General features: G+C 70.8%; 13 protein-coding genes. 1 reads left to right on the forward strand and 12 read right to left on the reverse strand.

Going from position 1 to position 24,876, the window contains the following annotated elements; all coding sequences use genetic code 11:
• Positions 1-90: 90 nt before the first annotated feature.
• The 12 genes from ACIO3O_RS17500 to ACIO3O_RS17555 form a co-directional block, all read right to left on the reverse strand.
• On the reverse strand, positions 91-2,202 hold the full coding sequence (locus ACIO3O_RS17500; RefSeq protein WP_401746382.1) for a phosphocholine-specific phospholipase C: 2,112 nt from the start codon (positions 2,200-2,202) through the stop codon (positions 91-93).
• 133 nt (positions 2,203-2,335) lie between these two features.
• A complete protein-coding gene (locus tag ACIO3O_RS17505; protein WP_401746384.1) occupies positions 2,336-3,403 on the reverse strand; it encodes an endonuclease/exonuclease/phosphatase family protein in 1,068 nt (355 codons plus the stop codon).
• Positions 3,404-3,472: 69 nt separating this feature from the next.
• Entirely contained in the window at positions 3,473-4,984 is a 1,512-nt protein-coding gene (gatB, locus tag ACIO3O_RS17510) for an Asp-tRNA(Asn)/Glu-tRNA(Gln) amidotransferase subunit GatB (RefSeq protein WP_401746386.1), read from the reverse strand.
• A gap of 16 nt (positions 4,985-5,000) precedes the next feature.
• On the reverse strand, positions 5,001-5,240 hold the full coding sequence (locus ACIO3O_RS17515; protein WP_401746389.1) for a hypothetical protein: 240 nt from the start codon (positions 5,238-5,240) through the stop codon (positions 5,001-5,003).
• Positions 5,237-6,730, reverse strand: coding sequence for an Asp-tRNA(Asn)/Glu-tRNA(Gln) amidotransferase subunit GatA (gene gatA, locus ACIO3O_RS17520; protein WP_401746392.1), 1,494 nt, complete (start codon positions 6,728-6,730; stop codon positions 5,237-5,239). Before gatA ends, ACIO3O_RS17515 begins: the two co-directional genes overlap by 4 nt.
• A gap of 6 nt (positions 6,731-6,736) precedes the next feature.
• The gene (gatC, locus tag ACIO3O_RS17525) at positions 6,737-7,033 is read right to left on the reverse strand and encodes an Asp-tRNA(Asn)/Glu-tRNA(Gln) amidotransferase subunit GatC (RefSeq protein ID WP_030851400.1); all 297 of its coding nucleotides are present in this window, start codon (positions 7,031-7,033) and stop codon (positions 6,737-6,739) included.
• A gap of 292 nt (positions 7,034-7,325) precedes the next feature.
• A complete protein-coding gene (locus ACIO3O_RS17530) occupies positions 7,326-15,773 on the reverse strand; it encodes a hypothetical protein (RefSeq protein ID WP_401746396.1) in 8,448 nt (2,815 codons plus the stop codon).
• A gap of 798 nt (positions 15,774-16,571) precedes the next feature.
• Positions 16,572-18,629: a putative bifunctional diguanylate cyclase/phosphodiesterase gene (locus ACIO3O_RS17535; protein ID WP_401746534.1), complete on the reverse strand. Its 2,058-nt coding sequence runs from the start codon at positions 18,627-18,629 to the stop codon at positions 16,572-16,574.
• A gap of 817 nt (positions 18,630-19,446) precedes the next feature.
• Positions 19,447-21,633, reverse strand: a complete 2,187-nt coding sequence (ligA, locus tag ACIO3O_RS17540; protein ID WP_401746399.1) for an NAD-dependent DNA ligase LigA — start codon at positions 21,631-21,633, stop codon at positions 19,447-19,449.
• 40 nt (positions 21,634-21,673) lie between these two features.
• Positions 21,674-22,684, reverse strand: coding sequence for a methionine synthase (locus ACIO3O_RS17545; RefSeq protein WP_401746402.1), 1,011 nt, complete (start codon positions 22,682-22,684; stop codon positions 21,674-21,676).
• The gene (locus ACIO3O_RS17550; RefSeq protein ID WP_401746405.1) at positions 22,681-23,370 is read right to left on the reverse strand and encodes an SDR family oxidoreductase; all 690 of its coding nucleotides are present in this window, start codon (positions 23,368-23,370) and stop codon (positions 22,681-22,683) included. The genes ACIO3O_RS17545 and ACIO3O_RS17550 overlap by 4 nt, the downstream gene beginning before the upstream one ends.
• Before the next feature lie 28 nt (positions 23,371-23,398).
• A complete protein-coding gene (locus ACIO3O_RS17555) occupies positions 23,399-23,938 on the reverse strand; it encodes a TIGR00730 family Rossman fold protein (protein WP_401746407.1) in 540 nt (179 codons plus the stop codon).
• 136 nt (positions 23,939-24,074) lie between these two features.
• On the opposite strand from ACIO3O_RS17555, the gene ACIO3O_RS17560 reads away from it, so the two are divergent.
• Positions 24,075-24,854, forward strand: coding sequence for an alpha/beta fold hydrolase (locus ACIO3O_RS17560; RefSeq protein WP_401746409.1), 780 nt, complete (start codon positions 24,075-24,077; stop codon positions 24,852-24,854).
• Positions 24,855-24,876 lie beyond the last annotated feature (22 nt).

Consider the following 24,876-nt stretch of genomic DNA (forward strand, 5'->3'; position numbering starts at 1 on the left):
GCCGGTTGGCGGCCCCCGGCGGAACCGCGCCCGAGGCATCCTCGCACGCGGCCCGACACCGGGAAGAAGGGCCCGGCAAGGGCCCACGCCTCACCCCGAGACGCTCGCCCGTCCGTTCTCGACGTGTCCCATCAGCCGCCGCCGGAAGCCCTGTTCGCCCTCGACGGTGACCGCCAGGTCGTACCACCCGCGCGCGTCGTCCGCCGAGTGCACGACGCTGCGGCTGCGCCCCGCCCGGACGGTGACCCGGCGCGGCCGCCGCTCGTCGAGGTCGTCCTCGTCGGCGTACGCCAGCGGCTGCACCACGAAGGTGACCGTCTTGCGCCCCCGGTTCGTGAGCGTCAGATGCAGGTCACGGTCGCGCGCCTCCACCCGGCTGGCGACCTCGACGGTCCCGCTCTTCGCCCCTTCGAACTCCCGCCGGAATCCGTTCGGCCCGGTCACCGTGAAGCGGTACGCGTCCCCCGCGAGCGGCACGCTCCAGTCCACCCGGCCGCGCCCGGCGACGTCCAGGTGCTGCGGCACCGCGAACTCACCGGCGTACGGGTACAGCGCGAAGTGCGCACTGGCGCGCCCCTCGTTCGCGACGGTCAGCCGGAAGGACCCGCCCCCGGCGACCACCCTCCCGTACGCGTCCGGCTGGTACGGCAACGGGCGCGCCCGGCGCACCCCCGGCTCCTGCTTCGGCATCCGCTGCACGGCCGGCGGCACGGGCCGCCACCGCCCGGTGAACGGCGGAATCGCCCCGGGGTGGTCGACGGACGGCTGCCGGTGCGCCCGGTCGAAGTCGAAGGCCGAGGTCAGGTCGCCGGTGACCTGCCGCCGCCACGGCGTGATGTTGGGCTCGCGGACCCCGGTCCAGCGCTCCAGGAAACGGATCACGGAGGTGTGGTCGAAGGTCTCGGAGCACACGTATCCGCCCACCGACCACGGCGAGACGACCAGCATCGGCACCCGGATGCCGAGTCCGGTCGGCCGTCCCTTCCACCGCTCGTCGGTGTTGTCGGTCGGCGGGACGGGCGGCGGGACATGGTCGAAGAAGCCGTCGTTCTCGTCGTAGTTGATCAGTACGACGGTGTGCCGCCACACGTCGGGATGCGAGCCGAGGGCGTCCAGCACCTGGTACACCAGCGAGGCGCTCGCCACCGGCGAGGAGGCTCCCGGGTGCTCGGAGTCGATCGCGGACGGCACCAGGTAGGACACCTCGGGCAGCTTGCCCGCCGCGACGTCCGCCCGGAAGTTCTTCGCGAGACTGCCGGTCTCGCCGCGCCGCAGCCCGCGCTCGAACAGCGACCGCTCCTTCTTGTCGAGCGTCGCGACGCCCTCCTCCAGCAGCGCGAGCAGCTTCGCCCGCTCCCCGGCGTCCTTGGTGTCGCGCACCTGCCCGTAGAAGGACTCCATGTAGGTGTGCCCGCCGGTCCTGGCGAGCGCCTTGCGGGCGATCTGCTTGAAGCTGGTGAAGAACTCGATGTTGTTGTCGGTGAAGTTCTCCCACTCGGTGTACGTCTGCCAGGTGCGGCCCGCCTTCTCCAGGCGCTCGGCGTACGTCGGCCAGGGGTAGCCGGGGTGGGTGCCCTCCGCGTAGGCGGCATTCGTGACGGCGCGGCTGCCGTTGGCCTCGTACCCCGTCCAGCCGCTCCACAGGTGGTTGCGGTTCGGGCTGGTCGACGTGTGGATGGACGAGTGGTAGGCGTCGCAGATGGTGAAGGTGTCGGCGAGCTCGTAGTGCAGGGGCAGGTCACGGCGGTCGTAGTACGCCATGGTGGCGCCGGTCTTGGCGGTCACCCAGCCGTTCATCCAGCCCTGGTTCCAGGCCTTCGCGCCGCCGTCCCACGAGTGATCGAGGTCGCCGATGTACTGGAGGTCCTTCTTCTGCGCCGCGGCGGCGTCGCGCACCGGGAAGGGCAGCACGCGCGTCAGCGGACCCGGTTGCTCGAACACGGGCTTCCCGTCGGGGAGTTCCACGGCGTTGCGGTCGCCGAAGCCTCTCACTCCGCGCAGGGTGCCGAAGTAGTGGTCGAAGGACCGGTTCTCCTGCATCAGTACGACGACGTGCTTGACGGCACGCAGCCCGCCGGCCGCCGGCCGCTCGGCGGCGATGGCGGCCTGCAGCGAGGGCGGCAGCATCGAACCCGCGGCGGCGGCCCCGAGGGCGCCTGTGCCCACGGTGAGAAGTCGGCGACGGCTGAGGTCGGTGGGCATGGGGGTCCTCCCGGGTAAGTGGGGCGTTGCCCGGAAAGTACGGGGCGGGAGTGACCCGGAGAAGTACCTGAGCAAGATCACCGGTTAACTGGGCCTGCCCGGCCCCCGGCCACGTACCGGAACACGACCGGAGCTAGAACCTCAGCCACGCCGACACCGGCACATGATCGCTCCCGGTCGCCGCCAGCCGCTCCACCCGCGACACGACCCCGTCCCGCACCATCACGTGGTCCAGCCGCGCCACCGGAAACCTCCTGGGCCAGCTGAACACGAACCCGGCGCCGCCCGTGTCGTCCATGCGGGCCACCACCGGGTCGAGCCCGCGGTCGTCCGCCGTGGCGTTCAAGTCGCCGAGCAGCACGACCCGTTCGAGGCGTTCGGCCTCCAGCGCCGCCCCCAGCTTGACCGCGGCCTCGTTGCGCCACCCCGTCTTCAGGCCCTGCGGCCAGGCCGCCCGTACCGAGGGAAGGTGCGCGACGTACACCGCGACATGGCCGACCGAGGTGTTCGCGGTGGCGCGCAGTCCCCGCTGCCACGGCTGCGTGATGCCCTCCGGCTTGAGGTCGACCGGGCGCACGTCCCGCAGCGGGAACTTCGACCAGAGCCCGACCGTCCCGTGCACCGCGTGGTGCGGGTACGTCCCGTCCAGTGCGCCGGAGATCGCCGGGAGCGCCGCCGGGGTGACCTCCTCCAGGGCGATCAGGTCCGGTCCCGCCGCCGCCAGCGCCCGTACGGCGCCCGCCGGATCGGGGTTGTCGTCGGCGATGTTGTGCTGCACGACACCGAACCGGTACGCCCCGGTGCCGCCGTCGTCGGAACCGCCGCCGAGGAACACCCCGCCGAGCAGCCCGGCCCACGCCATCACCGGCACCACCAGCGTCAGCAGCGCGAAGGCCGACCTGCGCCGCAGGGCCAGCAGCAGCAACGGCAGGATCAGCAGCCCGAACCAGGGCAGAAAGGTTTCCGCCAGGCTGCCGAGGCCGCGCGCGTCCGGCACGTACCCGTGGAAGACCGGGAGCAGCCCCAGCAGCACCGCGCACAGGCCGATCAGCCGGCCGCGCCGCCAGGCGGTGCGCCCGCGCGCGTCCTCGCCCCAGTGGCGGCCGTCGGGCCGGGCGCCGCGCGCCGGGGGTTCCCTGAGGTCGTTCTCGTACGTACGGGTCATCCTGGTGAGGACGCCGTACCGCGGCCCGTGGTTCACCCCTGGTACGCGAAGGGGCCCCGGTCGCAGGATCTCGACCGGGGCCCCTTCGGACGTACAACTGAAACGTCAGCCTTCGACGCCCAGCTTCTCCAGGATCAGCTCACGGACGCGTGCCGCGTCCGCCTGGCCCCGGGTGGTCTTCATGACCGCGCCGACCAGCGCACCGGCCGCCGCGACCTTGCCGCCGCGGATCTTGTCCGCGATGGCCGCGTTGGCCGCGATGGCCTCGTCGACCGCCGCACCCAGCGCGCCGTCGTCGGATACGACCTTCAGGCCGCGCTTCTCGACGACCTCGTCGGGGCCGCCCTCACCTGCGAGGACGCCCTCGATGACCTGGCGGGCCAGCTTGTCGTTCAGGTCGCCGGAGGCCACCAGGGCGGTGACCCGGGCCACCTGCGCCGGGGTGATCGGCAGTTCGTCGATCGCGCGGCCGGTCTCGTTGGCGTTGCGGGCCAGCTCGCCCATCCACCACTTGCGGGCGGACGCGGAGTCGGCACCGGCCTCGATCGTCGCGACGATGGAGTCCACCGCACCGGCGTTGAGGATCGACTGCATGTCGTGCTCGTTGACGCCCCACTCCTCGCGGAGTCGGTTACGGCGCACGCGCGGCATCTCCGGGAGACCGGCCCGCAGTTCCTCGACCCACGTGCGTGCGGGGGCGACCGGAACGAGGTCCGGCTCGGGGAAGTAGCGGTAGTCCTCGGCGTTGTCCTTGATGCGGCCGGACGTCGTGGAGCCGTCTTCCTCGTGGAAGTGGCGGGTCTCCTGGATGATCGTGCCGCCGGAGTTCAGGACCGCGGCGTGCCGCTGGATCTCGAACCGGGCCGCACGCTCGACGGAGCGCAGCGAGTTGACGTTCTTCGTCTCGCTGCGGGTGCCGAACTGCTCGCGGCCGTGCGGGCGCAGCGACAGGTTGACGTCGCAGCGCATCTGGCCCTTGTCCATGCGGGCCTCGGAGACGCCGAGCGCCTTGATGACCTCGCGCAGCTCGGCGACGTACGCCTTGGCGACCTCGGGGGCGCGCTCGCCCGCTCCCTCGATCGGCTTGGTGACGATCTCGATGAGCGGGATGCCCGCGCGGTTGTAGTCGAGGAGCGAGTGCGAGGCGCCCTGGATGCGGCCGGTGGCACCGCCGACGTGCGTCGACTTGCCGGTGTCCTCCTCCATGTGGGCGCGCTCGATCTCCACGCGGAAGATCTCGCCGTCCTCCAGCTGTACGTCGAGATAGCCGTTGAAGGCGATGGGCTCGTCGTACTGGGAGGTCTGGAAGTTCTTCGGCATGTCCGGATAGAAGTAGTTCTTCCGGGCGAAGCGGCACCACTCGGCGATCTCGCAGTTGAGCGCGAGGCCGATCTTGATGGCCGACTCGACGCCGATCTCGTTGACGACCGGCAGGGCGCCGGGCAGGCCGAGACAGGTCGGGCAGGTCTGGGTGTTCGCGTCCTGGCCGAGCTCCGTGGAGCAGCCGCAGAACATCTTGGTCTTGGTGCCGAGCTCGACGTGGACCTCAAGACCCATGACGGGGTCGTACGTCGCGAGGGCGTCCTCGTACGACACGAGGTCGGTGGTGACAGTCACGGTGAAACTTTCCCTCTCAGCCCAGCAGGACGTCGTCGTCGCCCAGGCGCTTCAGCTCCCGCAGGAGGATGGCGACGCCGGTGGCGATGGCGGCGGCGGAGACGACGGCGTCGATGAGCTGAAGCGTGTCGTTGTCCGTGCGGGCCTTGCGGGCCTGCTTGATCACGCTCAGCGCGCCGAACGCGGTGGTGCCGATGGACAGGTACGTACCGGCGCGGGACTTCTTGAAGCCCTTGGCCTTGGCGAGTGTGCTCACAGCGACGGTGCCTCCTCAAGCAGGTGGTGCCCCCACTTTTCCACGAAGGCGGCCTCGACGGCCGCGCCCACCTTGTACAGGCGGTCGTCCTTCAGGGCGGGGGCGATGATCTGGAGCCCGACCGGCATGTTGTCCTCCGGCGCGAGGCCGCAGGGCAGCGACATGGCGGCATTGCCGGCCATGTTCGTCGGGATGGTGCACAGGTCGGCGAGGTACATCGCCATCGGGTCGTCGGCGCGCTCGCCGATCGGGAAGGCGGTGGTGGGCGTCGTGGGAGACACGATCACATCCACCTGCTCGAAGGCCTTCTCGAAGTCCTGCGTGATGAGCGTGCGGACCTTCTGGGCGCTGCCGTAGTACGCGTCGTAGTAGCCGGAGCTCAGTGCGTACGTGCCCAGGATGATGCGGCGCTTGACCTCGTCGCCGAAACCGGCTTCGCGGGTCAGGGCCGTGACGTCCTCGGCGGACTTCGTGCCGTCGTCGCCGACCCGCAGGCCGTAGCGCATGGCGTCGAAGCGGGCCAGGTTGGAGGAGCACTCCGAGGGGGCGATCAGGTAGTACGCGGAGAGCGCCAGGTCGAAGGACGGGCAGTCCAGCTCGACGATCTCGGCGCCGAGCTTCTTCAGCAGCTCGACGGACTCGTCGAAGCGCTGGAGGACACCGGCCTGGTAGCCCTCGCCGCGGAACTGCTTGACGACGCCGACGCGCATGCCGTCGACGCTGCCGTTGCGGGCGGCCTCGACGACCGGCGGGACCGGGGCGTCGATGGAGGTCGAGTCGAGCGGGTCGTGCCCGGCGATGACCTCGTGCAGCAGCGCCGCGTCCAGGACCGTACGGGCGCAGGGGCCGCCCTGGTCGAGGGAGGAGGAGAACGCCACCATGCCGTAGCGGGAGACCGCGCCGTACGTGGGCTTGACGCCGACGGTGCCGGTGACGGAGGCGGGCTGGCGGATGGAACCGCCGGTGTCCGTGCCGATGGCGAGGGGGGCCTCGTAGGCGGCGAGGGCGGCCGAGGAGCCGCCGCCGGAGCCGCCGGGGATCTTGGTGAGGTCCCAGGGGTTGCCGGTCGGGCCGTACGCGCTGTTCTCGGTGGAGGACCCCATGGCGAACTCGTCCATGTTGGTCTTGCCGAGGATGACGACGTCGGCGGCCTTCAGCCGCTTCGTGAGCGTCGCGTCGTACGGCGGGATCCAGCCTTCGAGGATCTTCGAACCGACGGTGGTGGGAATCCCCTCCGTGGTGAAGATGTCCTTCAGCGCGAGCGGGACGCCGGCCAGCGGGCCCAGCTTCTCGCCCGCGGCGCGCTTGGCGTCGACGGCGCGGGCCTGCGCGAGGGCGCCCTCGCGGTCGACGTGCAGGAAGGCGTGCACCTTCTCGTCGACGGCGTCGATCCGGGCCAGGTGGGCCTCGGTGACCTCGACGGCGGTGAGCTCGCCGGAGGCGATCTTCTCCGCCGTCTGGGCCGCGGTGAGCTTGATGATCTCAGTCATGCTGTTTTAGTCCTCCCCCAGGATCTGCGGCACCTTGAAACGCTGCTGCTCCTGGGCCGGGGCGCCGGAGAGCGCCTGCTCGGGGGTGAGCGACGGGCGTACCTCGTCCTTGCGCATGACGTTCGTCAGGGGCAGGGGGTGGGAGGTAGGCGGTACGTCTTGGTCGGCGACCTCGGAGACGCGGGCGACCGCGCCGATGATGTCGTCGAGCTGACCGGCGAAGTGCTCAAGCTCTTCGGGCTTCAGCTCCAGACGCGCCAGCCGTGCGAGGTGTGCGACCTCCTCGCGCGTGATGCCAGGCATGCAGCGATCCTCAGGGGTTGGTGTGCGGTGTGGTTATTGCGCCCAATCCTATGGGTCGCGGTCGCATGCCCGCGAAACAGTTCCCCACGGGTACCCCTCGGGGGCGGGGCGGTCCCGCCCCCCGGTAGCCCCCTTGGGCGGCGGGGCCGCCCCCCGGGGGCGGGACGGGCGGGCAAGGGGGCGGCCCCTGCCGCTCCCGGCCCGCCCGGGTGCCTCCCCCCGCCCCACCGCAAGAGGGCCCCGGCGGAAACCACCGCCGGGGCCCTCTCACGTACCGCTCACCCTCCTACACTCAGCCGCGCCTCCGCGCGACCAGCATCAGCCCGCCCCCGGTCACCAGCAGCGCCGCAGCACCACCCCCGAGCCCCCAGGCCCCGTCACTGCCGGTGTGCGGCAGAGACCCCGGCCCGCCGTGCGCCTCCACCGCCTTCGGCTTGACCTTCTTCGGCTTCGGCGGAATCACCTCCGGCGTCGTCGTGCACCCCGGCTCCTGACCGGTCAGGCAGTTGCTGTCCGCGCCGGTGACGACGTTCTTCAGCCGCCCGTCGCCGGTGAGCGGCGTCCGTACGGTGACCGAGAACGTCACCGTGACCGTCTGCCCGACCGCGAGCGGCCCGTTCCACACGAGCCGGTCGCCGACGCGCCGCACGGTGCCGCTGCTGGCCCGCGCGTCGCCGTTGTAGGCCGCGTCGTCCAGCACCCGGCGCAGGTCGTCGCTGAACGACGTCGCCCGGTACGGCACCTTGCCGGTGTTGCGCGCGGTGATCGTGAAGGTCACCGTGCCGCCCGGCTTCACCTTGTGCGGAGTGGCCGTCTTGCGGATCTCCATCTTCCGCTCCGTCGCGACGGGGGGCGTGACCGGAGTGACCGTCCCGCAGCTCGGATCGGTCGAGCCGTCCGGGCAGTTGGACTTGTCCCCGCCGTCCACGACGTTCCGCAGCGTCTTGTCGCCCTTCGGCGGGCTGCCGACGGTGACGGAGTACCGGACGGTGACGGACGCGCCGACCGCCAGGTCGCCCGTCCAGATCAGCCGGGGCGACCGGAAGTCGACCCGCCCCGCGGTCGCGGTGGCGTCCTGGTTGTACGAGGCGTCGTCGAGCACGCCCGTCAGGTCGTCGGCGACGAGCGCGCTGTCGTACCGCACCGCGCCGACGTTGCGGATGAGAAGCGTGTACGTGACCTTGCCGCCCGCCGTGGCCGGCGACGGGGTGGCCGTCTTGACGACCTCCAGCTCCGGGTCCCGCTCGTCGTCCGGCTCCGGCGGCACGATTTCGCCGCAGTCGGGGTCGGTCGAACCGGGCTCGCAGTTGGAGTCCGGCACCACGGCGGTGTTGCGCAGGGTGCCGTCACCGGCGCGCGTGAACGTCACGGAGTAGGTGACCGTGACCTTGGCGCCCTTCGCGACGTCGCCGGTCCAGGTGAGCAGCGGCCGCTCGAAGGAGACGGTGCCGCTGTCGGCCGTGGCGTCGTCGTTCCAGTCGGCGTCGTCGAGGACGTCGGTCAGATCGTCGGTGAGAGTGGCGCCGGTGGCGTCTGCCTCACCGGTGTTCTCGATCGTCACGGTGTACCGGACGGGCTGCCCGACGGACGCCTGCGCCTGCTCCGAGCTCTTCTTCACGACGAGCACCGGCACCGGAGTGACGTTGGAGCACTCCGGGTCCGTGGAACCCGGCGGGCAGGTGGAGTCGTCGGGGCCGACGACACCGTTCTTGAGCACCTTGTCACCGGCCGGAGGCTTCCCGACAGTGACGCTGTACGTCACCGTCACCGTCGCCCCCTTCGCGACATCACCGGTCCAGGTCAGATGCGGCCTGGCATAGACGACCGCCCCGGCGTCCGCCTTCGCGTCCTCCTCGTACACGGCGTCGTCCAGCACTCCGCTGAGATCGTCGCGGAAACTCGCACCCGGGTAATCCGCACCACCGGTGTTGGTGACCGTCACCGTGTACGTGACCTTCTGTCCGGGCTTGGGCTTCGCCGGTGCGGAGGTCTTGCGGATCTCCAGCGAGGCGACCGGGACGACCTCGCCGCAGTCGGGGTCGGTGGACCCGGGCGGGCAGGACGAGTCGTCCGGCCCGGCGACCGCGTTCTTCAGCTCCTTGTCACCCGTGCCCGGCTTGTCGACGGTGACGGAGTAGGTGATCGTGACGGTGGCTCCGGCGGGCAGGTCGTGCGTCCAGCGCAGCACGGGCGCCGTGTAGACGACCGTTCCGCCGCCCTCGGCCTTGGCGTCGCCGTTGTAGCGGGCGTCGTCGAGAACGGCGCTCAGGTCGTCCTCGAAGGCGGCTCCCCGGTACGTCGCGGTGCCCGCGTTCCTGGCCACCACCGTGTAGGTGACGGTCTCACCGGGCTTGGCGCTCTTCGGGCTCGCGGTCTTCTTCAGGTCGAGGAGCGCGATGTCGTCGGTGGTGGAGCACTCGGGGTCGGTCGCCCCCGGCGGGCAGTTCTCCCCACCGGTGACGGCGTTCTTGAGCACCTTGTCACCGGCCGGAGGCTTCCCGACAGTGACGCTGTACGTCACCGTCACTGTCGCCCCCTTGGCGACATCGCCCGTCCAGTTCAGCTTCTTCGCCGCCGCGTCGAAACGAGCAGCACCACCGGTGGCAGTGACGTTGTCGTCCCACGAGGCGTCATCCAGCACGCCGGTCACATCGTCGGAGAAGGTCGCACCCTTGACCTCCGCCTCACCGGTGTTGGTGACCGTCACCGTGTACGTGACCTTCTGTCCCGCCTTGACGTCCTTCGGCGCGGAGGTCTTCTTCACCTCGATGGTGCCGACCGGGGTGACGGTCCCGCACGCCGGGTCCGTGGAGCCGGGCGGGCAGGAGGAGTCCTCGGGGCCGACAACGGTGTTGGAGAGCTTCTTGTCACCCTTCGGCGGCTTCCCGACGACGACCTTGTACGTCACGGTGACCGTGGTCCCGCGAGCGACGTCACCGTTCCACCGGAACGACTTCGCCCCTGCGTCGTAGGCCGTCGTCCCGGAGGTCTTCGTCACCTGGTCCGCCCACTCGGCGTCGTCCAGCACACCGCTGAGATCATCGGTGAAGGACGCCCCGCTGTAGTCGGCGTCGGCGCTCGTGTTCCGCACGGTCACGGTGTACGTGACGGTGTCCCCGGCCCCGGCCGATGCGGGGGCGGCCTGCTTGCGGATCTCCAGCCCCGGCTTGGGCAGGATCTCGCGGCAGTCGGGATCGTCGGACCCGGCCTCACAGTTGCTGTCACCGGAACTGACCACATTGCGCAGGTACTTGTTCCCGGCGTTGGTGACGACCACCTGGTAGGTGATCACCGCCTCCTGCCCGACCGCGAGATCGCCCTTCCACGTCAGGCGCTGGCCCGCCGCGTCGAACTCAACCGCCCCGACGGTCTGCGAGGTCGTACCGCTCCAGGTGGAGTCGTCCAGGACGTCACGGAGATCGTCGGTGAAGCTCGCACCTTCGTACGCGGCACCACCCGTGTTCCGTACGGTCACGGTGTACGTGACGGTGTCGCCCACCTTGGGATTCTCGGGCCCGCCGGACTTCTTGACGGTCAGGGACTTCACCGGGGTGACGGAACCGCACTCAGGGTCGGTCGATCCGGGCGGGCAGTTCTCCCCACCGGTGACGGCGTTCTTCAGCACCTTGTCACCGGCAGGCGGCTTCCCCACGGTGACGCTGTACGTCACCGTGACCGTCGCACCCTTCGCAACATCACCGGACCACGTCAGCTTCCTCGTACCGGCATCAAAGGCAGCCGTACCGCTGCCCGCAGTGACGTTGTCGTCCCACGACGCGTCATCCAGCACACCACTCAGGTCGTCGGCAAAGCTCGCACCCTTGACATCCGCCTGACCGGTATTGCGCACGGTCACCGTGTACGTGATCCGCTCCCCCGGCTTGGCGTCCGAACGGTCCGCGACCTTCCGCACCTCGACCGTGCCGACGGGCGTAACAGACCCACACTCCGGATCGGTGGAGCCGGGCGGGCAGTTGTCGCCACCGGTGACGGCGTTCTTCAGCACCTTGTCACCGGCAGGCGGCTTCCCCACGGTGACGCTGTACGTCACCGTGACCGTCGCACCCTTCGCGACATCACCGGTCCACGTCAGCCTCTTCGCACCGGCATCGAACGCAGCCGTGCCACTGCTCGCCGTGACGTTGTCGTCCCACACGGCGTCATCCAGCACACCACTCAGGTCATCGCTGAAACGCGCACCCTTGTAGTCCGCCTCACCGGTGTTGCGCACCGTCACGGTGTACGTGATCTTGTCGCCGGGCTTGGCGTCCTTGACGTCGGCGGCCTTGCGCACCTCGATCGCACTCACCGGCACGACGTTGGAGCACTCGGGATCGGTCGAACCAGGGGGACAGTTGTCCCCGCCGACCACACCATTGGTCAGCTTCTTGTCCCCGGCCGGAGGCTTCCCCACGGTGACGCTGTACGTGACCGTGACCGTCGCACCCTTCGCAACGTCACCGGTCCACGTCAGCTTCTTGGTCGCCGCGTCGAAGGCGGCCGTTCCGCTGCCCGCGCTGACGTTGTCGTCCCACGAGGCATCGTCCAGCACACCACTCAGGTCGTCGGCGAAGCTCGCGCCCTTGTAGTCGGCCTCGCCGGTGTTGCGCACCGTCACCGTGTACGTGATCTTGTCGCCGGGCTTGGCGTCCTTGCGGTCCGCGACCTTGCGGATCTCGATCGTGCCGACGGGCGTGACAGAGCCACACTCCGGATCGGTGGAGCCGGGCGGGCAGTTGTCGCCACCCGTGACGGCGTTCTTCAGCACCTTGTCACCGGCCGGAGGCTTCCCGACGGTGACGCTGTACGTGACCGTGACCGTCGCACCCTTCGCAACGTCGCCGGTCCAGGTCAGCTTCTTGGTCGCCGCGTCGAAGGCGGCCGTTCCGCTGCCCGCAGTGACGTTGTCGTCCCACGACGCGTCATCCAGCACACCACTCAGATCGTCGGCGAAACTCGCACCCTTGACGTCCGCCTGACCGGTATTGCGCACGGTCACCGTGTAGGTGATCCGCTCCCCCGGCTTGGCGTCCGAACGGTCCGCGACCTTGCGGATCTCGACCGTGCCGACGGGGGTGACAGAGCCACACTCCGGGTCCGTGGAGCCGGGCGGGCAGTTGTCGCCACCCGTGACGGCGTTCTTCAGCACCTTGTCACCGGCCGGAGGCTTCCCGACGGTGACGCTGTACGTGACCGTGACCGTCGCACCCTTCGCAACGTCGCCGGTCCAGGTCAGCTTCTTGGTCGCCGCGTCGAAGGCGGCCGTTCCGCTGCCCGCAGTGACGTTGTCGTCCCACGACGCGTCATCCAGCACACCACTCAGATCGTCGGCGAAACTCGCACCCTTGACGTCCGCCTGACCGGTATTGCGCACGGTCACCGTGTAGGTGATCCGCTCCCCCGGCTTGGCGTCCGAACGGTCCGCGACCTTGCGGATCTCGACCGTGCCGACGGGGGTGACAGACCCACACTCCGGGTCCGTGGAACCGGGCGGGCAGTTGTCGCCACCCGTGACGGCATTCTTCAGCACCTTGTCACCGGCCGGAGGCTTTCCGACCGTGACGCTGTAGGTGACTGTGACCGTCGCGCCCTTGGTGACGTCGCCGGTCCAGGTCAGCTTCTTCGTACCGGCGTCGAAGGCAGCCGTACCGCTGCCCGCAGTGACGTTGTCGTCCCACGAAGCATCGTCCAGCACACCACTCAGGTCGTCGGTGAAGCTCGCACCCTTGTAGTCGGCCTCGCCCCTGTTGGTGACGGTCACCGTGTAGGTGATCTTCTCGCCGGGCTTGGCGTCCTTGCGGTCGGCGACCTTGCGGATCTCGACCGTGCCGATGGGGGTGACGGAGCCGCACTCCGGATCCGTGGAGCCAGGCGGGCAGTTCTCGCCGCCGACGACGGCATTCGTGAGCTTCTTGTCACCGGCCGGGGGCTTCCCGACCGTGACGCTGTAGGTGACCGTGACCGTCGCGCCCTTGGTGACGTCGCCGGTCCAGGTCAGCTTCTTCGTACCGGCGTCGAAGGCGGCCGTACCGCTGCCCGCAGTGACGTTGTCGTCCCACGAGGCGTCGTCCAGCACACCGCTCAGGTCGTCGGCGAAGGTCGCACCCTTGTAGTCGGCCTCGCCGGTGTTGCGGACCGTCACCGTGTAGGTGATCTTCTCGCCGGGCTTGGCGTCCGTGCGGTCGGCGACCTTGCGTACCTCGACCGCACCCACCGGCACGACGTTCGAGCACTCGGGGTCGGTCGAACCGGGCGGGCAGTTGTCGCCGCCGACGACGGCGTTCGTGAGCTTCTTGTCACCGGCCGGGGGCTTGCCCACCGTCACCGTGTACGTCATCGTCACCGTCGCCCCGGCGGCGATGTCGCCGGTCCAGGTGAGCTTCTTGGTGGCGGTGTCGTACGCGGGCTGGGTGGTGGTGTTCGCACCGCCGGTCGTGGTCTTCGCGTCGTTGTTGTACGTCGCGTCGTCGACCACACCGGTCAGGTCGTCGGCGAGCGTGACGTCCTTGGCGACGGCGCCGCCGGTGTTCTCGGCGGTCACCGTGTAGGTGATCGTGTCGCCGGGCTTGGCGTCCTTCGTGCTCGCGGTCTTCTTGACCTTCAGCCCGCTGACGGGGTTGTCGTCGTTGCAGTCGGGGTCGGTGCTGCCCGCCTCGCAGCTGGAGCCGTCGGGGCCGACGACCGCATTGGCGAGCTTCTTGTTGCCGCCGGGCGGGTTGTTGACGGTCACGGTGTAGGTGATCGTGACGGTCGCGCCCTTGGCGACGGTGCCGGTCCACGTGAGCTTCTTGGCGGCCGCGTCGTACACGGGCTGGGTGGCGGTGTTCGCGCCGCCCGACGTCGCCTTCGCGTCGTCGTTGAACGTCGCGTCGTCGACCACGTCCGAGAGGTCGTCGCTGGTGGTGGCCCCGGTCCAGTCCGCCTCGCTGTCGTTCTTCAGCGTGACGGTGTACGTGACCTTGTCACCGGCCTTCGGGTTCCTCGGCGAGCCGGACTTCTTGATCTTCAGCTCGGCGACCGGCGTGACCGTCCCGCACTCGGGGTCGGTGCTGCCGGGCGGGCACTGCCCGGGGATGTCCGTGGTGACGGCGTTGCGCAGCGTGTGCTGCCCGGCGGGCAGCGGCTTGCGGACGGTCACGGTGTACGTGATCACGACCTTGCCGCCCGCCTTCACCGGGCCCGTCCAGCTCAGCTTGGGCGCGGTGTACGTGGGCGCGGTGAGCGCCGCCCCCGAACCGTCCTTCGCCGCCGCGTCGTTGCCGTACACGGCCCCGCCGAGCACGCCCGTCAGGTCGTCCTCGACCTTGGCGTCCGGGTAGTCGGCACGGCTCGGGTTGGTGAGGGTGATCGTGTACGTCAGCTTCTCGCCCGGCTTCACACTCGCGGGCGCGGACGTCTTGACGACCACCACCCTCGGCTTGTCGTCGAGCGGGACGACGGAGCCGCAGTCCGGGTCGGTGGAGCCGGACGCGCAGTTGGTGTCGTCGTTGGCGACGACGGTGTTGCGCAGTTCGGCGCCGTCCGGGACGTCGTCCTTGACGGTGACGGAGTACGTCAGCGTCGCCGTCTCCCCGGCCGGGACGGTCCCCTCCCACTTCAGCGAGGGCGGCGGCGTCGCCGTGAACCGGCCGATCGCGGTGCCCTTGCTGTCCAGGGCGGTCGCGTCGCCGTTGTACGTGGCGTTCGCGAGCACCCGGGTCAGGTCGTCGGTGGCGGTCGCCCCGGTGTAGTCGACGGTGCTGGTGTTCTCCAGCTTCACCGTGTACGTGACCTTGTCGCCGGGCTTGGCGCGACCGGCCGGAGCACCGTTCACGGACGCCGACTTGCTCACCTTGAGGGTGGGCACCAGCGGCGGTGCGAGGGCGCAGCTGGCAAGGTCGGTGATCGGCCAGGAGCCGCCGTTCTCGGAGCGGGGGTCGCCGGTGCGGTTGGGCTCGACCTGGCCGCCGGGCACGGTGGTGGAGACGCCGGTGGCCGGATCCGCCTTGTAGAGGGTGCCGTTGTAGTGGCCGAGGTAGATGGAGTTCTTGTGCCAGGCCAGGCCGTAGAGCGAACCGCCCTGCGCACCGGGCCCGGTGATCTGGACGACCCTGGTGGCCGTCTCCTTCTCGACGTCGATGCGGTAGATGTACGTGTTCGAACCGGAGTAGGCGCCCATGTACGGGAAGCCGGCCGTGTCGACGAAGATGTCCGGCACCGAGGTGTAGCCGGGCCAGATCCGGTCGCCCGGGTCGGCGGCCTTCGGCTGGAAGACCTTGGTGGCCCCGGTCTTCAGGTTCATCGAGAAGAACTGCTTGGCGGAACTGAGGTTCTGTGCGCCGAAAAGCATGTCCCGGGTGGGATCCGCGCCGAGGCCGCCCCAGTTGTATCCCGGGGGAAGCTGGCGGCCTTCGGTGCCGGAGATGACGTCGGTGGCCCGGTCGGTGCCCTGGACGTGCTTGTAGAGGGTGCGGTTGGCGGTCGTGTAATGGGAGTAGAAGAGCGTGGGCTTGCCGGTGTCCGGGTCGCGGCCGATGGCGGAGTTGGTCGACCAGTAGGCGGGCAGACTGCTGCCGGCGGGCCGCCGGGAGACGACCCGGTTCGTGATCTCCGGTTCGCCGGACGCGTCGTTGTCGAACTGCGAACCGCTCAGGTAGTTCGAGTAGTAGAGGTGGTCGCAGTCGATGCTTGCCGCGGCGTCGCTCTGCAAGGGGTAGTCGGCTGCGTAGGCGGGCAGGGGCGTCAGCCCCACCAGCCCCATGGCGACCGTTCCTACGAGGGTCTTGCGGGCCCACTGCCCGACTGCCCTTCCCAGCCTCCGGGAACGCGTGTGCGCTCCGCTCTGTCTGCTCCGTACCACGCTGCTCCTCGGGCACCTGTACCGGTCGACGGGGGTTCCCGCCCGGGAAGCAGCTTCGGAGTGGGGGTGGTGGGGGGAGGGGGACCCGCTCGGGGGTTCGCCCGAACAGCGGGGCGATTGCTACACATCACCACCCATATGCCCCCTTCCCACCCTCCCTCCCTCGGACTCCGCCCTTTGCCGCCCCGTCCCCTTGGGCGACGGGGCCGCCCCAAGGGGGCGGAACGGGCGGGCAAGGGGGCGGCCCCTCCCGCTACCGGCCCAGCCCGGTGCCGCCCCTGCCCAAGCTCCTGCGCCGGACGCGCGTCCAAAGGGGCGCCGGCCCGCCTCCCAGCACCGGGTACGCGCAGCCCTGCCCCGCCCGGGCGAGGGGGTCCCCAGCCCCGCCCCTTCACCTCAACCCGCGGGGGCATGCACGGTTCCCGTGCAGGGGGTGGTGGGTCCCGGTTCCGTGCGGGTGCGTCGTGGCTGGTCGCGCAGTTCCCCGCGCCCCTAACGGGGCACGGCACGGAAGCGCCCGCGCGGCGGAGCCGCACATGGGGTACAGCCCGCACCCCTGATGGGGCGCTCCTGATCCGCCCAGCATGGTGCAGTCGCGCCCACGCGACGGAGACCCCGCGCCCTGAAGAGGCGCGGACGAGCAGCCGCCCCGGCGCGGGGCGGTGGGGGCCCAGCCCTCGGACCCTCGCCCCCGGAGGACTATTCGCTCTCCGCCCGCAAGGAGTCCGCCGCGGCCGCCGCCAGCTCCGCCGGACGCTGCCAGCCCCGTGAGCCCCGGGCGAGGAGCCACGCCGTGGCCTCCTCCGGCGGCATGGCGGCCGCCACCAGCCACCCCTGCACCGCATCGCACCGCAGGTCCCGCAACCGCTCCCACGTCTCGTCGTCCTCGACGCCCTCCGCGACCACGAGCAGGCCGAGCGAGTGGGCGAGGTCGACCGTGCACCGTACGATCTCGGCGTCCTCGGTGTCGACGGCCAGCCGCGCCACGAACGAGCGGTCGATCTTCAGCTCGCTCACCGGCAGCCGCCGCAGGTGGACCAGGGAGGAATAGCCCGTTCCGAAGTCGTCGAGGGACATCTTCACGCCGTGGCCGGTGAGCCCGGCCAGGGTGTCGGCGGCCCGCTGCGGGTCCTCCAGCAGGACGTGTTCGGTTATCTCCAGCTGGAGGGACCCCGCCGGGACCCCGTGCCGCGCCAGCCTCGCCGCGACCGCTCCCGCGAAGCCCGGCGTGTGCACGTCGCGCGGGGAGACGTTGACCGCGACCGGGACGAAGAGGCCCTGCGCGCGCCACCGGGCGACCTGCGCCAGGGCGGTCTCCAGTACGTACTCCGTCAGGTGCGGCATCAGCCCCGACGACTCCGCGATGGCGATGAACTCGTCCGGAGGGACCCGCCCGCGCTCCGGATGCACCCAGCGCACCAGCGCCTCCAGACCGGCCACCTGCCCGTCGAAGCGCACCTTGGGCTGGTAGTGGAGTTCGACCTCGCCCGCGTCGAGGGCCCGGCGCAGGTCTCCCAACAGGCCGAGCCGGTCGGGGGTGTTGGAGTCGCGCTTCGACTCGTACACCTCGACCCCGCTGCGGTCCCGCTTCGCCTGGTACATCGCCACGTCCGCCCGCCGCAGCAGGCCCTCCGCGTCCAGCGCGTGGTCGGGGAAGACGGCGACCCCGGCGCTGGCCTCCAGAACGAGGGTCAGGCCGTCCAGGTCCAGGGGGGAGCCCAGCTCCGCGACCAGGTGGCGGGCGATGCGCTGGGCGCTCGTCGCGGACTCCGTGCGCGGCAGCAGGACGGCGAACTCGTCGCCGCCGAGGCGGGCCGCCTCCGCCCCCTTGGGGAGCGCCGTGCGCAGCCGGGCCGCGATCTGCAACAGCAGCCGGTCACCGGCGAGATGGCCGAGCGTGTCGTTGACCGAGCGGAAGCGGTCCATGTCGATGAGGACCAGTGCGGAGCGGGAGCCGAGCGATTCGGCCTCCTCCAGCGCGGGCCAGGCGCGCTCCAGCAGCCACTGCCGGTTGGGCAGCCCGGTGAGGGGGTCGCGCAACTGCTCCTCGGCCCGCGCCCTGGCTATCCACAGCGTGGAGTCCAGCGCGATCAGGGGTACGGCGAACAGCGGCAGCAGTACGGGCAGGGCGACGGCGACCACGCAGATCAGCGGGGCGATGCCCAGCAGCGCCCCGGCGACAAGTCCCTGGCGGACCAGGGACGTTCGGGCGACGGACGGCAGCCGGCCGTGCTGCGGAAACTGGGCGAGCCACAGCAGCAGCCGGGTGACCACCAGGTAGGTGCCCGCGGTGAGGACCACTTCGGGCAGCGCGGCCCAGTCCCAGCCGAGCGGCTGCCAGGGCTCTTCCACGGTCGGTACGGCGCCGAAGAGGCTCAGGGTGAGCGCGGCGGCGACGATGCCGAGGATGTCGACGGCGCCGTGCAGCAGGCCCTGCCGCCAGCGCCGCCTGCGCGCGGTGCCGACCAGCACGACAACGGCCAGGCTGACCAGCCCGGCCGGAACCCATCCGTACAGCAGCAGGACGGCGAGGGTGAGCGCCGCCCCCGATCCCGTGCCGCCCCACCACCTGTCCCGGCCGAGCGCGACGAGGTGGCCGACTATGACGCCGGTGAGCACGGCGAGGGACCAGCCCGTCGCACCGGAGGGGAACAGGGCGCGCCCCTCGCCGAGGGTCTGCGCGATGCCCGCGCCGAGGACGAGGGCGGCGAGCGCGGCCGGTACGGCGGGGAGCGTCGGCCCCCACAGCCGCCCCAGCCTGCGCCCCCGGGTCTCCTGGGCGGGCGCTCCGTGTCTGGTCGCGGGCGGCGGGGGCGGGGACAGGGACGGGGGCCGCACCGGCGGTGCTTGCGTGGCGTAACCGGCCTGCGCCGTGGACCGGCCGTTGCGCTGCGGAAGCCCCGGTTGCTGAAGGTGCGGTTGCTGAAGGTGCGGTTGCTGAAGACCCGGCGGCAGCGGTCCCGGCTGCGGGAGACCGGCCTGCGGAAGTCCGGATTGCAGTGGTCCGGGCTGCTGCGGTCCCGGCTGCTGCGGCTGCCCCGACGGCGGGAGTTGCCCGGCCGGAAGGGCGCCGCGAGGGCTTCCCGCCGGATGCGGTTGCCCGGCGGCCGGAGATTGACCGGATTGCGGCGGCTGCCCCGGGCGGGACGGTTCGGGCTGCTGCGGCTGGTGCGAAGCACGCGGCCGGCGCCGGGGGCCTGCGGCCCGGCGGCCGAACAGTGCGGCCCGAGCGGCCAGACTGCGCAGCCGGGAGGCCGAATCGGCACTCTCGGTCGGTTTCATTCCCGTCCCTCTCACAGCCGGCGGTGCCCGTGTCACGCGAGATGGCCCCGTAGTCATGCCATCACGGCCACTGTCCCGCTTCCCCCGGCTCCACGGGCGTCTCTTTACGATGCAGACACCCCGGAGGCGGCAAGCGGTTCCCCAGCCGTGCACGACAGGCGCACGTCCCCACAGTAGGCCGCAGCAGGCTCTCCCGGGCAGCGGTAGCCCGCTGTTGCCCGAATGCGACCCGGCCACCCTCCGACGTCTGGTATGCGCCGAACGGGTGGCCCTCCGGCCGCTGTTCTTCCCGTTACTGCTCCACCGGAACCGCAGCTTCACGTGCGGCTTCCGGCCCTTCGGAGAGCAGCACCCCGAAGCCCTCCTCGTTGAGCACCGGAACCTTCAGCTGCATGGCCTTGTCGTACTTCGATCCGGGGCTGTCACCGACCACGACGAAGGAGGTCTTCTTCGAAACGGAACCGGTCACCTTCGCTCCGAGCCTCTGGAGCGATTCTTTTGCGCCATCCCGGGTGTGGTTCTCCAGCGTTCCGGTGACGACGACGGTCAGGCCCTCCAGCGGACGGGGCCCCTGGTCCTCGTCCGCGCCCTCCTCCTCCATGCGCACCCCGGCGGCCCTCCACTTGCGGAGGATCTCCTGGTGCCAGTCGACCGCGAACCACTCCTTGAGCGAGGCCGCGATGATCCCGCCGACGCCGTCGACGCCCGCCAACTCCTCCTCGCTCGCCTGCTCGATCTTCTCGATCGACCGGAACTCGCGGGCCAGCGCCTCGGCGGCGACCGGCCCGACGTGCCGGATGGAGAGGCCGGTGAGGATGCGGGCGAGCGGCATCTCCTTGGCGGCCTTGATGTTCTCCAGCATGGCGAGGGCGTTCTTACGGGGTTCGCCGTCCTGGTTGGCGAAGATCAGGGCGATCTTGTCCTCGCCGGTCTTCGGGTCCTTCTTGGGCAGTCCGGAGTCCGAGTCCAGGACGTACGACCTGATGGGCAGGAGCTGTTCGATGGTGAGGTCGAAGAGGTCGCCCTCGTCGAGCAGCGGCGGCTCGGCGGGCTCCAGCGGCTTGGTGAGCGCGGTCGCGGCGACGTAGCCGAAGTTCTCGATGTCGAGGCTCTTGCGGCCCGCCAGGTAGAACAGGCGCTCGCGCAACTGGGCGGGGCAGGTCTGCGCGTTGGGGCAGCGGAGGTCGATGTCGCCCTCCTTCATCGGGCGCAGCGCCGTCCCGCACTCCGGGCACTCGGCGGGCATCACGAACTCGCGCTCGGTGCCGTCCCGCAGGTCCACGACCGGGCCGAGGATCTCCGGGATGACGTCGCCCGCCTTGCGCAGGACGACCGTGTCGCCGATGAGGACGCCCTTCTTCTTCACGACCTCCTGGTTGTGCAGGGTCGCGAACTCGACCTCGGACCCGGCCACCGTCACCGGCTCCACCTGGGCGTACGGGGTGACGCGGCCGGTGCGGCCGACGCCGACCCGGATGTTGATCAGCTTGGAGTTGACCTCCTCCGGCGCGAACTTCCAGGCGATGGCCCAGCGCGGGGCGCGCGAGGTGGAGCCCAGGCGTCCCTGGAGCGGGATCTCGTCCAGCTTGACGACGACGCCGTCGATCTCGTGCTCGACGACGGAGTGCCGGTTCTTGCCGATGTACGCGATGAACTCCCGTACGCCGTCGAGCGATGCGACCACCCGGTTCTGCTGGGCGGTGGGCAGGCCCCACTCCTTGAGCAGTTCGTACGCCTCGGACAGGCGGCCGATGTCGAAGCCCTCACGGGCGCCGATGCCGTGCACGACCATCCGCAGCGGGCGGCTGGCGGTGACCCTCGGGTCCTTCTGGCGCAGCGAACCCGCCGCCGCGTTGCGCGGGTTGGCGAACGGCTTGTCACCGGCTTCGACCAGGCGGGCGTTGAGCTCGCCGAAGGCCTCCATCGGGAAGTAGACCTCGCCCCGGATCTCCACCAGGTCCGGGACGCGGTCGCCCTGAAGGCGCTGCGGGATCTGCGCGATCGTGCGCACGTTGGGCGTGATGTCCTCGCCCGTGCGCCCGTCACCACGGGTGGCGGCGCGGGTCAGCCTGCCCTTCTCGTACGTCAGGTTGACGGCGAGGCCGTCGACCTTCAGCTCGCACAGCAGGTGGTACTCGATGCCGCTGAGCTCGCCCGCGAGGCGCTCCGCCCAGGCGGCCAGCTCCTCGTCGTCGAAGGCGTTGTCGAGGGAGAGCATCCGCTCGCGGTGCTGGACGGAGGTGAACTCCGTCTCGTACGCCCCGGCGACCTTCTGGGTCGGCGAGTCGGGCGTGCGCAGCTCGGAGTACTCCTCCTCCAGCGCCTGGAGGGAACGGAGCTGCTTGTCGAACTCGGCGTCGCTGACGACCGGTTGGTCGTTCACGTAGTACCGGAAGCGGTGCTCCTCGATCTGCTCAGCGAGCCGCGCGTGCTTCTCCCGTGCCTCTGCGGGTACCGCTGCGTGCTGTTCGCCAGCCACCGTCTTCATCCTCCCGTTGGCCCCGTGAGGGGACTGCTCGTCACTCTGGGTTGTCCGCGAGCGACCGTGCCGCCCGGCTGCTGCGGTCCAGCGCCGCACGCGCGTACGCCGGGGTGGCCCCGGCGAGACCGCACGTGGGGGTGACGACCACGGACTCGTACAGGAGTCCGGGATTCAGCCCCAGCCTGCGCCACAACTGCCTGACACCCATGACGCTACCGCCCGGGTCTGACAATGGTCCGTCCACGCTCGGCACGACGCCCGCGAAGAGTTTCGTGCCGCCCTCGACGGCTTCGCCGATCGCGTCGTCATCACGCTCGGTGAGCAGGGTGAAGTCGAAGGAGATGCCGTCCGCGCCCGCCCTGCGCAGCAGCGCGAAGGGGACGTCGGGGGCGCAGGAGTGGACCACGGTCGGCCCGTCGTGGACCCCCAGGACATCGCGCAGGGTGCTCTCCACGACCTGCCGGTCGGGGGCCCGGTAGGTGCGGTAGCCGCTGGCCGTCCTGACCTGCCCGCGCAGTACGGCGATCAGCGAGGGCTCGTCGAGCTGGAGGACGATCCGCCCGCCGGGAATCCGCCGCCGGACCTCCGCCAGGTGCCCGCGCAGGCCCTCGGCGAGCGAGGACGCCAGGTCGCGGCAGGCGCCCGCATCGCCGAGCGAGGCCTCGCCGCCGCGCAGCTCCAGGGCGGCGGCCAGCGTCCACGGCCCGACGGCCTGCACCTTGACCGGTCCCGTGTACCCCTGGGTGAACTCCTCCAGGGCGTCCAGGTCCTCGCCCAGCCAGGAGCGGGCGCGCCGGGTGTCGCGGCCGGGACGGTCGCTGAACCGCCAGCCGCTGGGCTCCAGGTGGACGTACATCTCGGCGAGCATTCCGGCGGTGCGGCCGATCATGTCCGCGCCGGGGCCGCGCGCGGGCAGCTCGGCGAGGTACGGGAAGTCCTCGAAGCTGCCGGTGACGGTCTTGGCGGTCTCGCGGGCGTCGCCGCCGGGCATGGAGCCGACGCCGGTGGCGGGGCCCCACCACTTCACGGGAGTCTCCTCGGAGGTCATCGTCCGGGCCGCACCGTCAGGTCGTTGACCTCGGCGTCGCGCGGCAGGTCGAGGGCCATCAGGATCGTGGTGGCGACGGACTCCGGGTCGATCCACTTCGCCGGGTCGTACGCCTTGCCCTCCTGGGAGTGCACCTTCTCCTGCATGGGGCTCGCGGTGCGCCCCGGGTAGACGGAGGTGACGCGCACCCCGTTGGGGTGCTCCTCGTGGCGCAGGGAGTCGGCCAGGGCCTTCAGACCGTGCTTGCTGGCTGCGTACGCGCTCCACTCGGCGCTCGCGCTCAGTCCGGCGCCGGAGTTCACGAAGATCACGTGCCCCTTGTCGAGCCGCAGTTGCGGCAGGAAGAGCCTCGTGAGCTCGGCGGGGGCGATGAGGTTCGTGTTGAGCTGGTTGTGCCAGGCGCGCACACCCAGGTCGGCGACCGGGCCGAGGTCGACGACGCCCGCGATGTGCAGCAGGGAGTCGACGCGCTCCGGCATCCGCTGGTGCGAGAACGCCCAGGAGAGCCGGTCGGGGTTGGACAGGTCGCCGACGAGGGTGCCCACGCCCGGGAGCTGAGCCTCCAGCTCCTTGGCGCGGCCCGCGTCGCGTGCCATGAGGACGACGTCGTCGCCGCGCTCGTGCAGACGGCGGGCGACGGCGGCGCCGATGCCCGACCCCGCCCCGGTGATCACATGAGTAGCCATGTGCCCCATGCTCGCACCCCGGGGAGCACTACTGGACCCCGGCGGACTCCTCCAGGTAGGCCAGCGCCGCCACCCCGTCCTCAGCGAAGAACACCAGGTCAGTGAGGGGTACGGGGAGGAAGCCCTCGGCGTCCATGCGCTGGAACTGCTGCTTGAGGCCGTCGTAGAAGCCCTCGGTGTTGAGCAGCACGACCGGCTTGTCGGTCATCCCGTGCTTCTTGAGCTCCAGGATCTCCGTGGCCTCGTCGAGGGTACCGGTGCCGCCCACCATGATCACGACGGCGTCGGCCTTGCCGAGCAGCAGCGCCTTGCGCTCGGCGAGGTCCTTGGCGACGACCATCTCGTCGGCCTCGGGCCGCGCCTTGGCCTGGAGGAAGTCCACGGAGACGCCCACGAGCCGCCCTCCGGCCCGCTCCACGCCGTCGGCGACGACCTTCATCAGGCCGACGTCGGAGCCGCCCCAGACCAGGGTGTGACCGCCCTTGCCGAGGAGTTCGGCGAACTCCCGGGCGGGGCGGGTGTAGCGCTCGTCGAGATCGGCCGCGGAGAGGAAGACACAGATGTTCATGGCCTCCAACCTAACGCCGGGCCCGGTGGCACAGAACGCCGCGTCGGGGAGCACGGAAACACCCCGCGGAACTCCGTGAAAAAAAACTTCTCCCCGCGAGCGATGAGTTCCGCGCGCGCCCGCAGTCCAAGTCTGTATGAGCAAAGTGATTTCGCGTGACGGCACCCCCCTCGCGTACGAGCGCACGGGCGAGGGCGCGCCGCTGATCCTGGTGGGCGGCGCCTTCAGCACGGGTACGGCGGAGGGCCCCCTCGCGGGTCTGCTCGCCGAGCACTTCAGCGTCGTCACGTACGACCGCAGGGGCCGCGGCGACAGCGGCGACACGGCCCCCTACGCGGTCGCCCGCGAGGTCGAGGACCTGGCGGCGCTGGTCGAGGAGGTCGGCGGCGGCGCGGGCCTGTACGGGATGTCCTCGGGCGGCGCACTGGTGCTGCGGGCGGCGTCCGCCGGGCTGCGCGTGCCGCGCCTGGCGGTGTACGAGCCGCCGTTCACGGTGCTGGAGGAGACGCGGGCCGAGAAGGCGGCGTACACCCGGCGGCTGAACGCCCTGCTCGACGCGGGCGAGCGGGGCGCGGCGGTGGAGCTGTTCCTGTCCGTGGTCGGGATGCCGAAGGAATTCGTCGCGCAGATGAAGCAGGCACCGGTGTGGCGTTCCTTCGAGTCCCTCGCACCGACGCTGGCGTACGACGACGCGGTGATGGGCGACGGGACGGTCCCGGTGGACCGGCTGGCGGCGCTGACGCAGCCGGTGCTGGTGGTGTCGGGGGACGCCAGCCCCGGTGTCATGCGTGACGCCGCCCGACGGACGGCGGACGCGGTGCCCGACGGCCGCCATGTCTCCCTGCCGCAGCAGACGCACGACGTGGACCCGCGAAAACTGGCACCGGTGCTGGTGGAGTTCTTCGCCACCACCTAGGCAGGGGCGTGCACCGTTGCGG

Origin of the sequence: Streptomyces sp. NPDC087440, assembly GCF_044744005.1 — a bacterium.
GTDB lineage: Bacteria > Actinomycetota > Actinomycetes > Streptomycetales > Streptomycetaceae > Streptomyces.

Bases quoted from the DNA above. Each gene is read 5' to 3' on its own strand.
- ACIO3O_RS17545 (WP_401746402.1), bottom strand. From the start codon at position 22,684: ATGACCTCCGAGGAGACTCCCGTGAAGTGGTGGGGCCCCGCCACCGGC.
- gatC (WP_030851400.1), bottom strand. From the start codon at position 7,033: ATGCCTGGCATCACGCGCGAGGAGGTCGCACACCTCGCACGGCTGGCG.
- ACIO3O_RS17560 (WP_401746409.1), top strand. From the start codon at position 24,075: ATGAGCAAAGTGATTTCGCGTGACGGCACCCCCCTCGCGTACGAGCGC.
- ACIO3O_RS17555 (WP_401746407.1), bottom strand. From the start codon at position 23,938: ATGAACATCTGTGTCTTCCTCTCCGCGGCCGATCTCGACGAGCGCTAC.
- ACIO3O_RS17500 (WP_401746382.1), bottom strand. From the start codon at position 2,202: ATGCCCACCGACCTCAGCCGTCGCCGACTTCTCACCGTGGGCACAGGC.
- ACIO3O_RS17550 (WP_401746405.1), bottom strand. From the start codon at position 23,370: ATGGCTACTCATGTGATCACCGGGGCGGGGTCGGGCATCGGCGCCGCC.
- gatA (WP_401746392.1), bottom strand. From the start codon at position 6,730: ATGACTGAGATCATCAAGCTCACCGCGGCCCAGACGGCGGAGAAGATC.
- ACIO3O_RS17530 (WP_401746396.1), bottom strand. From the start codon at position 15,773: ATGGGGCTGGTGGGGCTGACGCCCCTGCCCGCCTACGCAGCCGACTAC.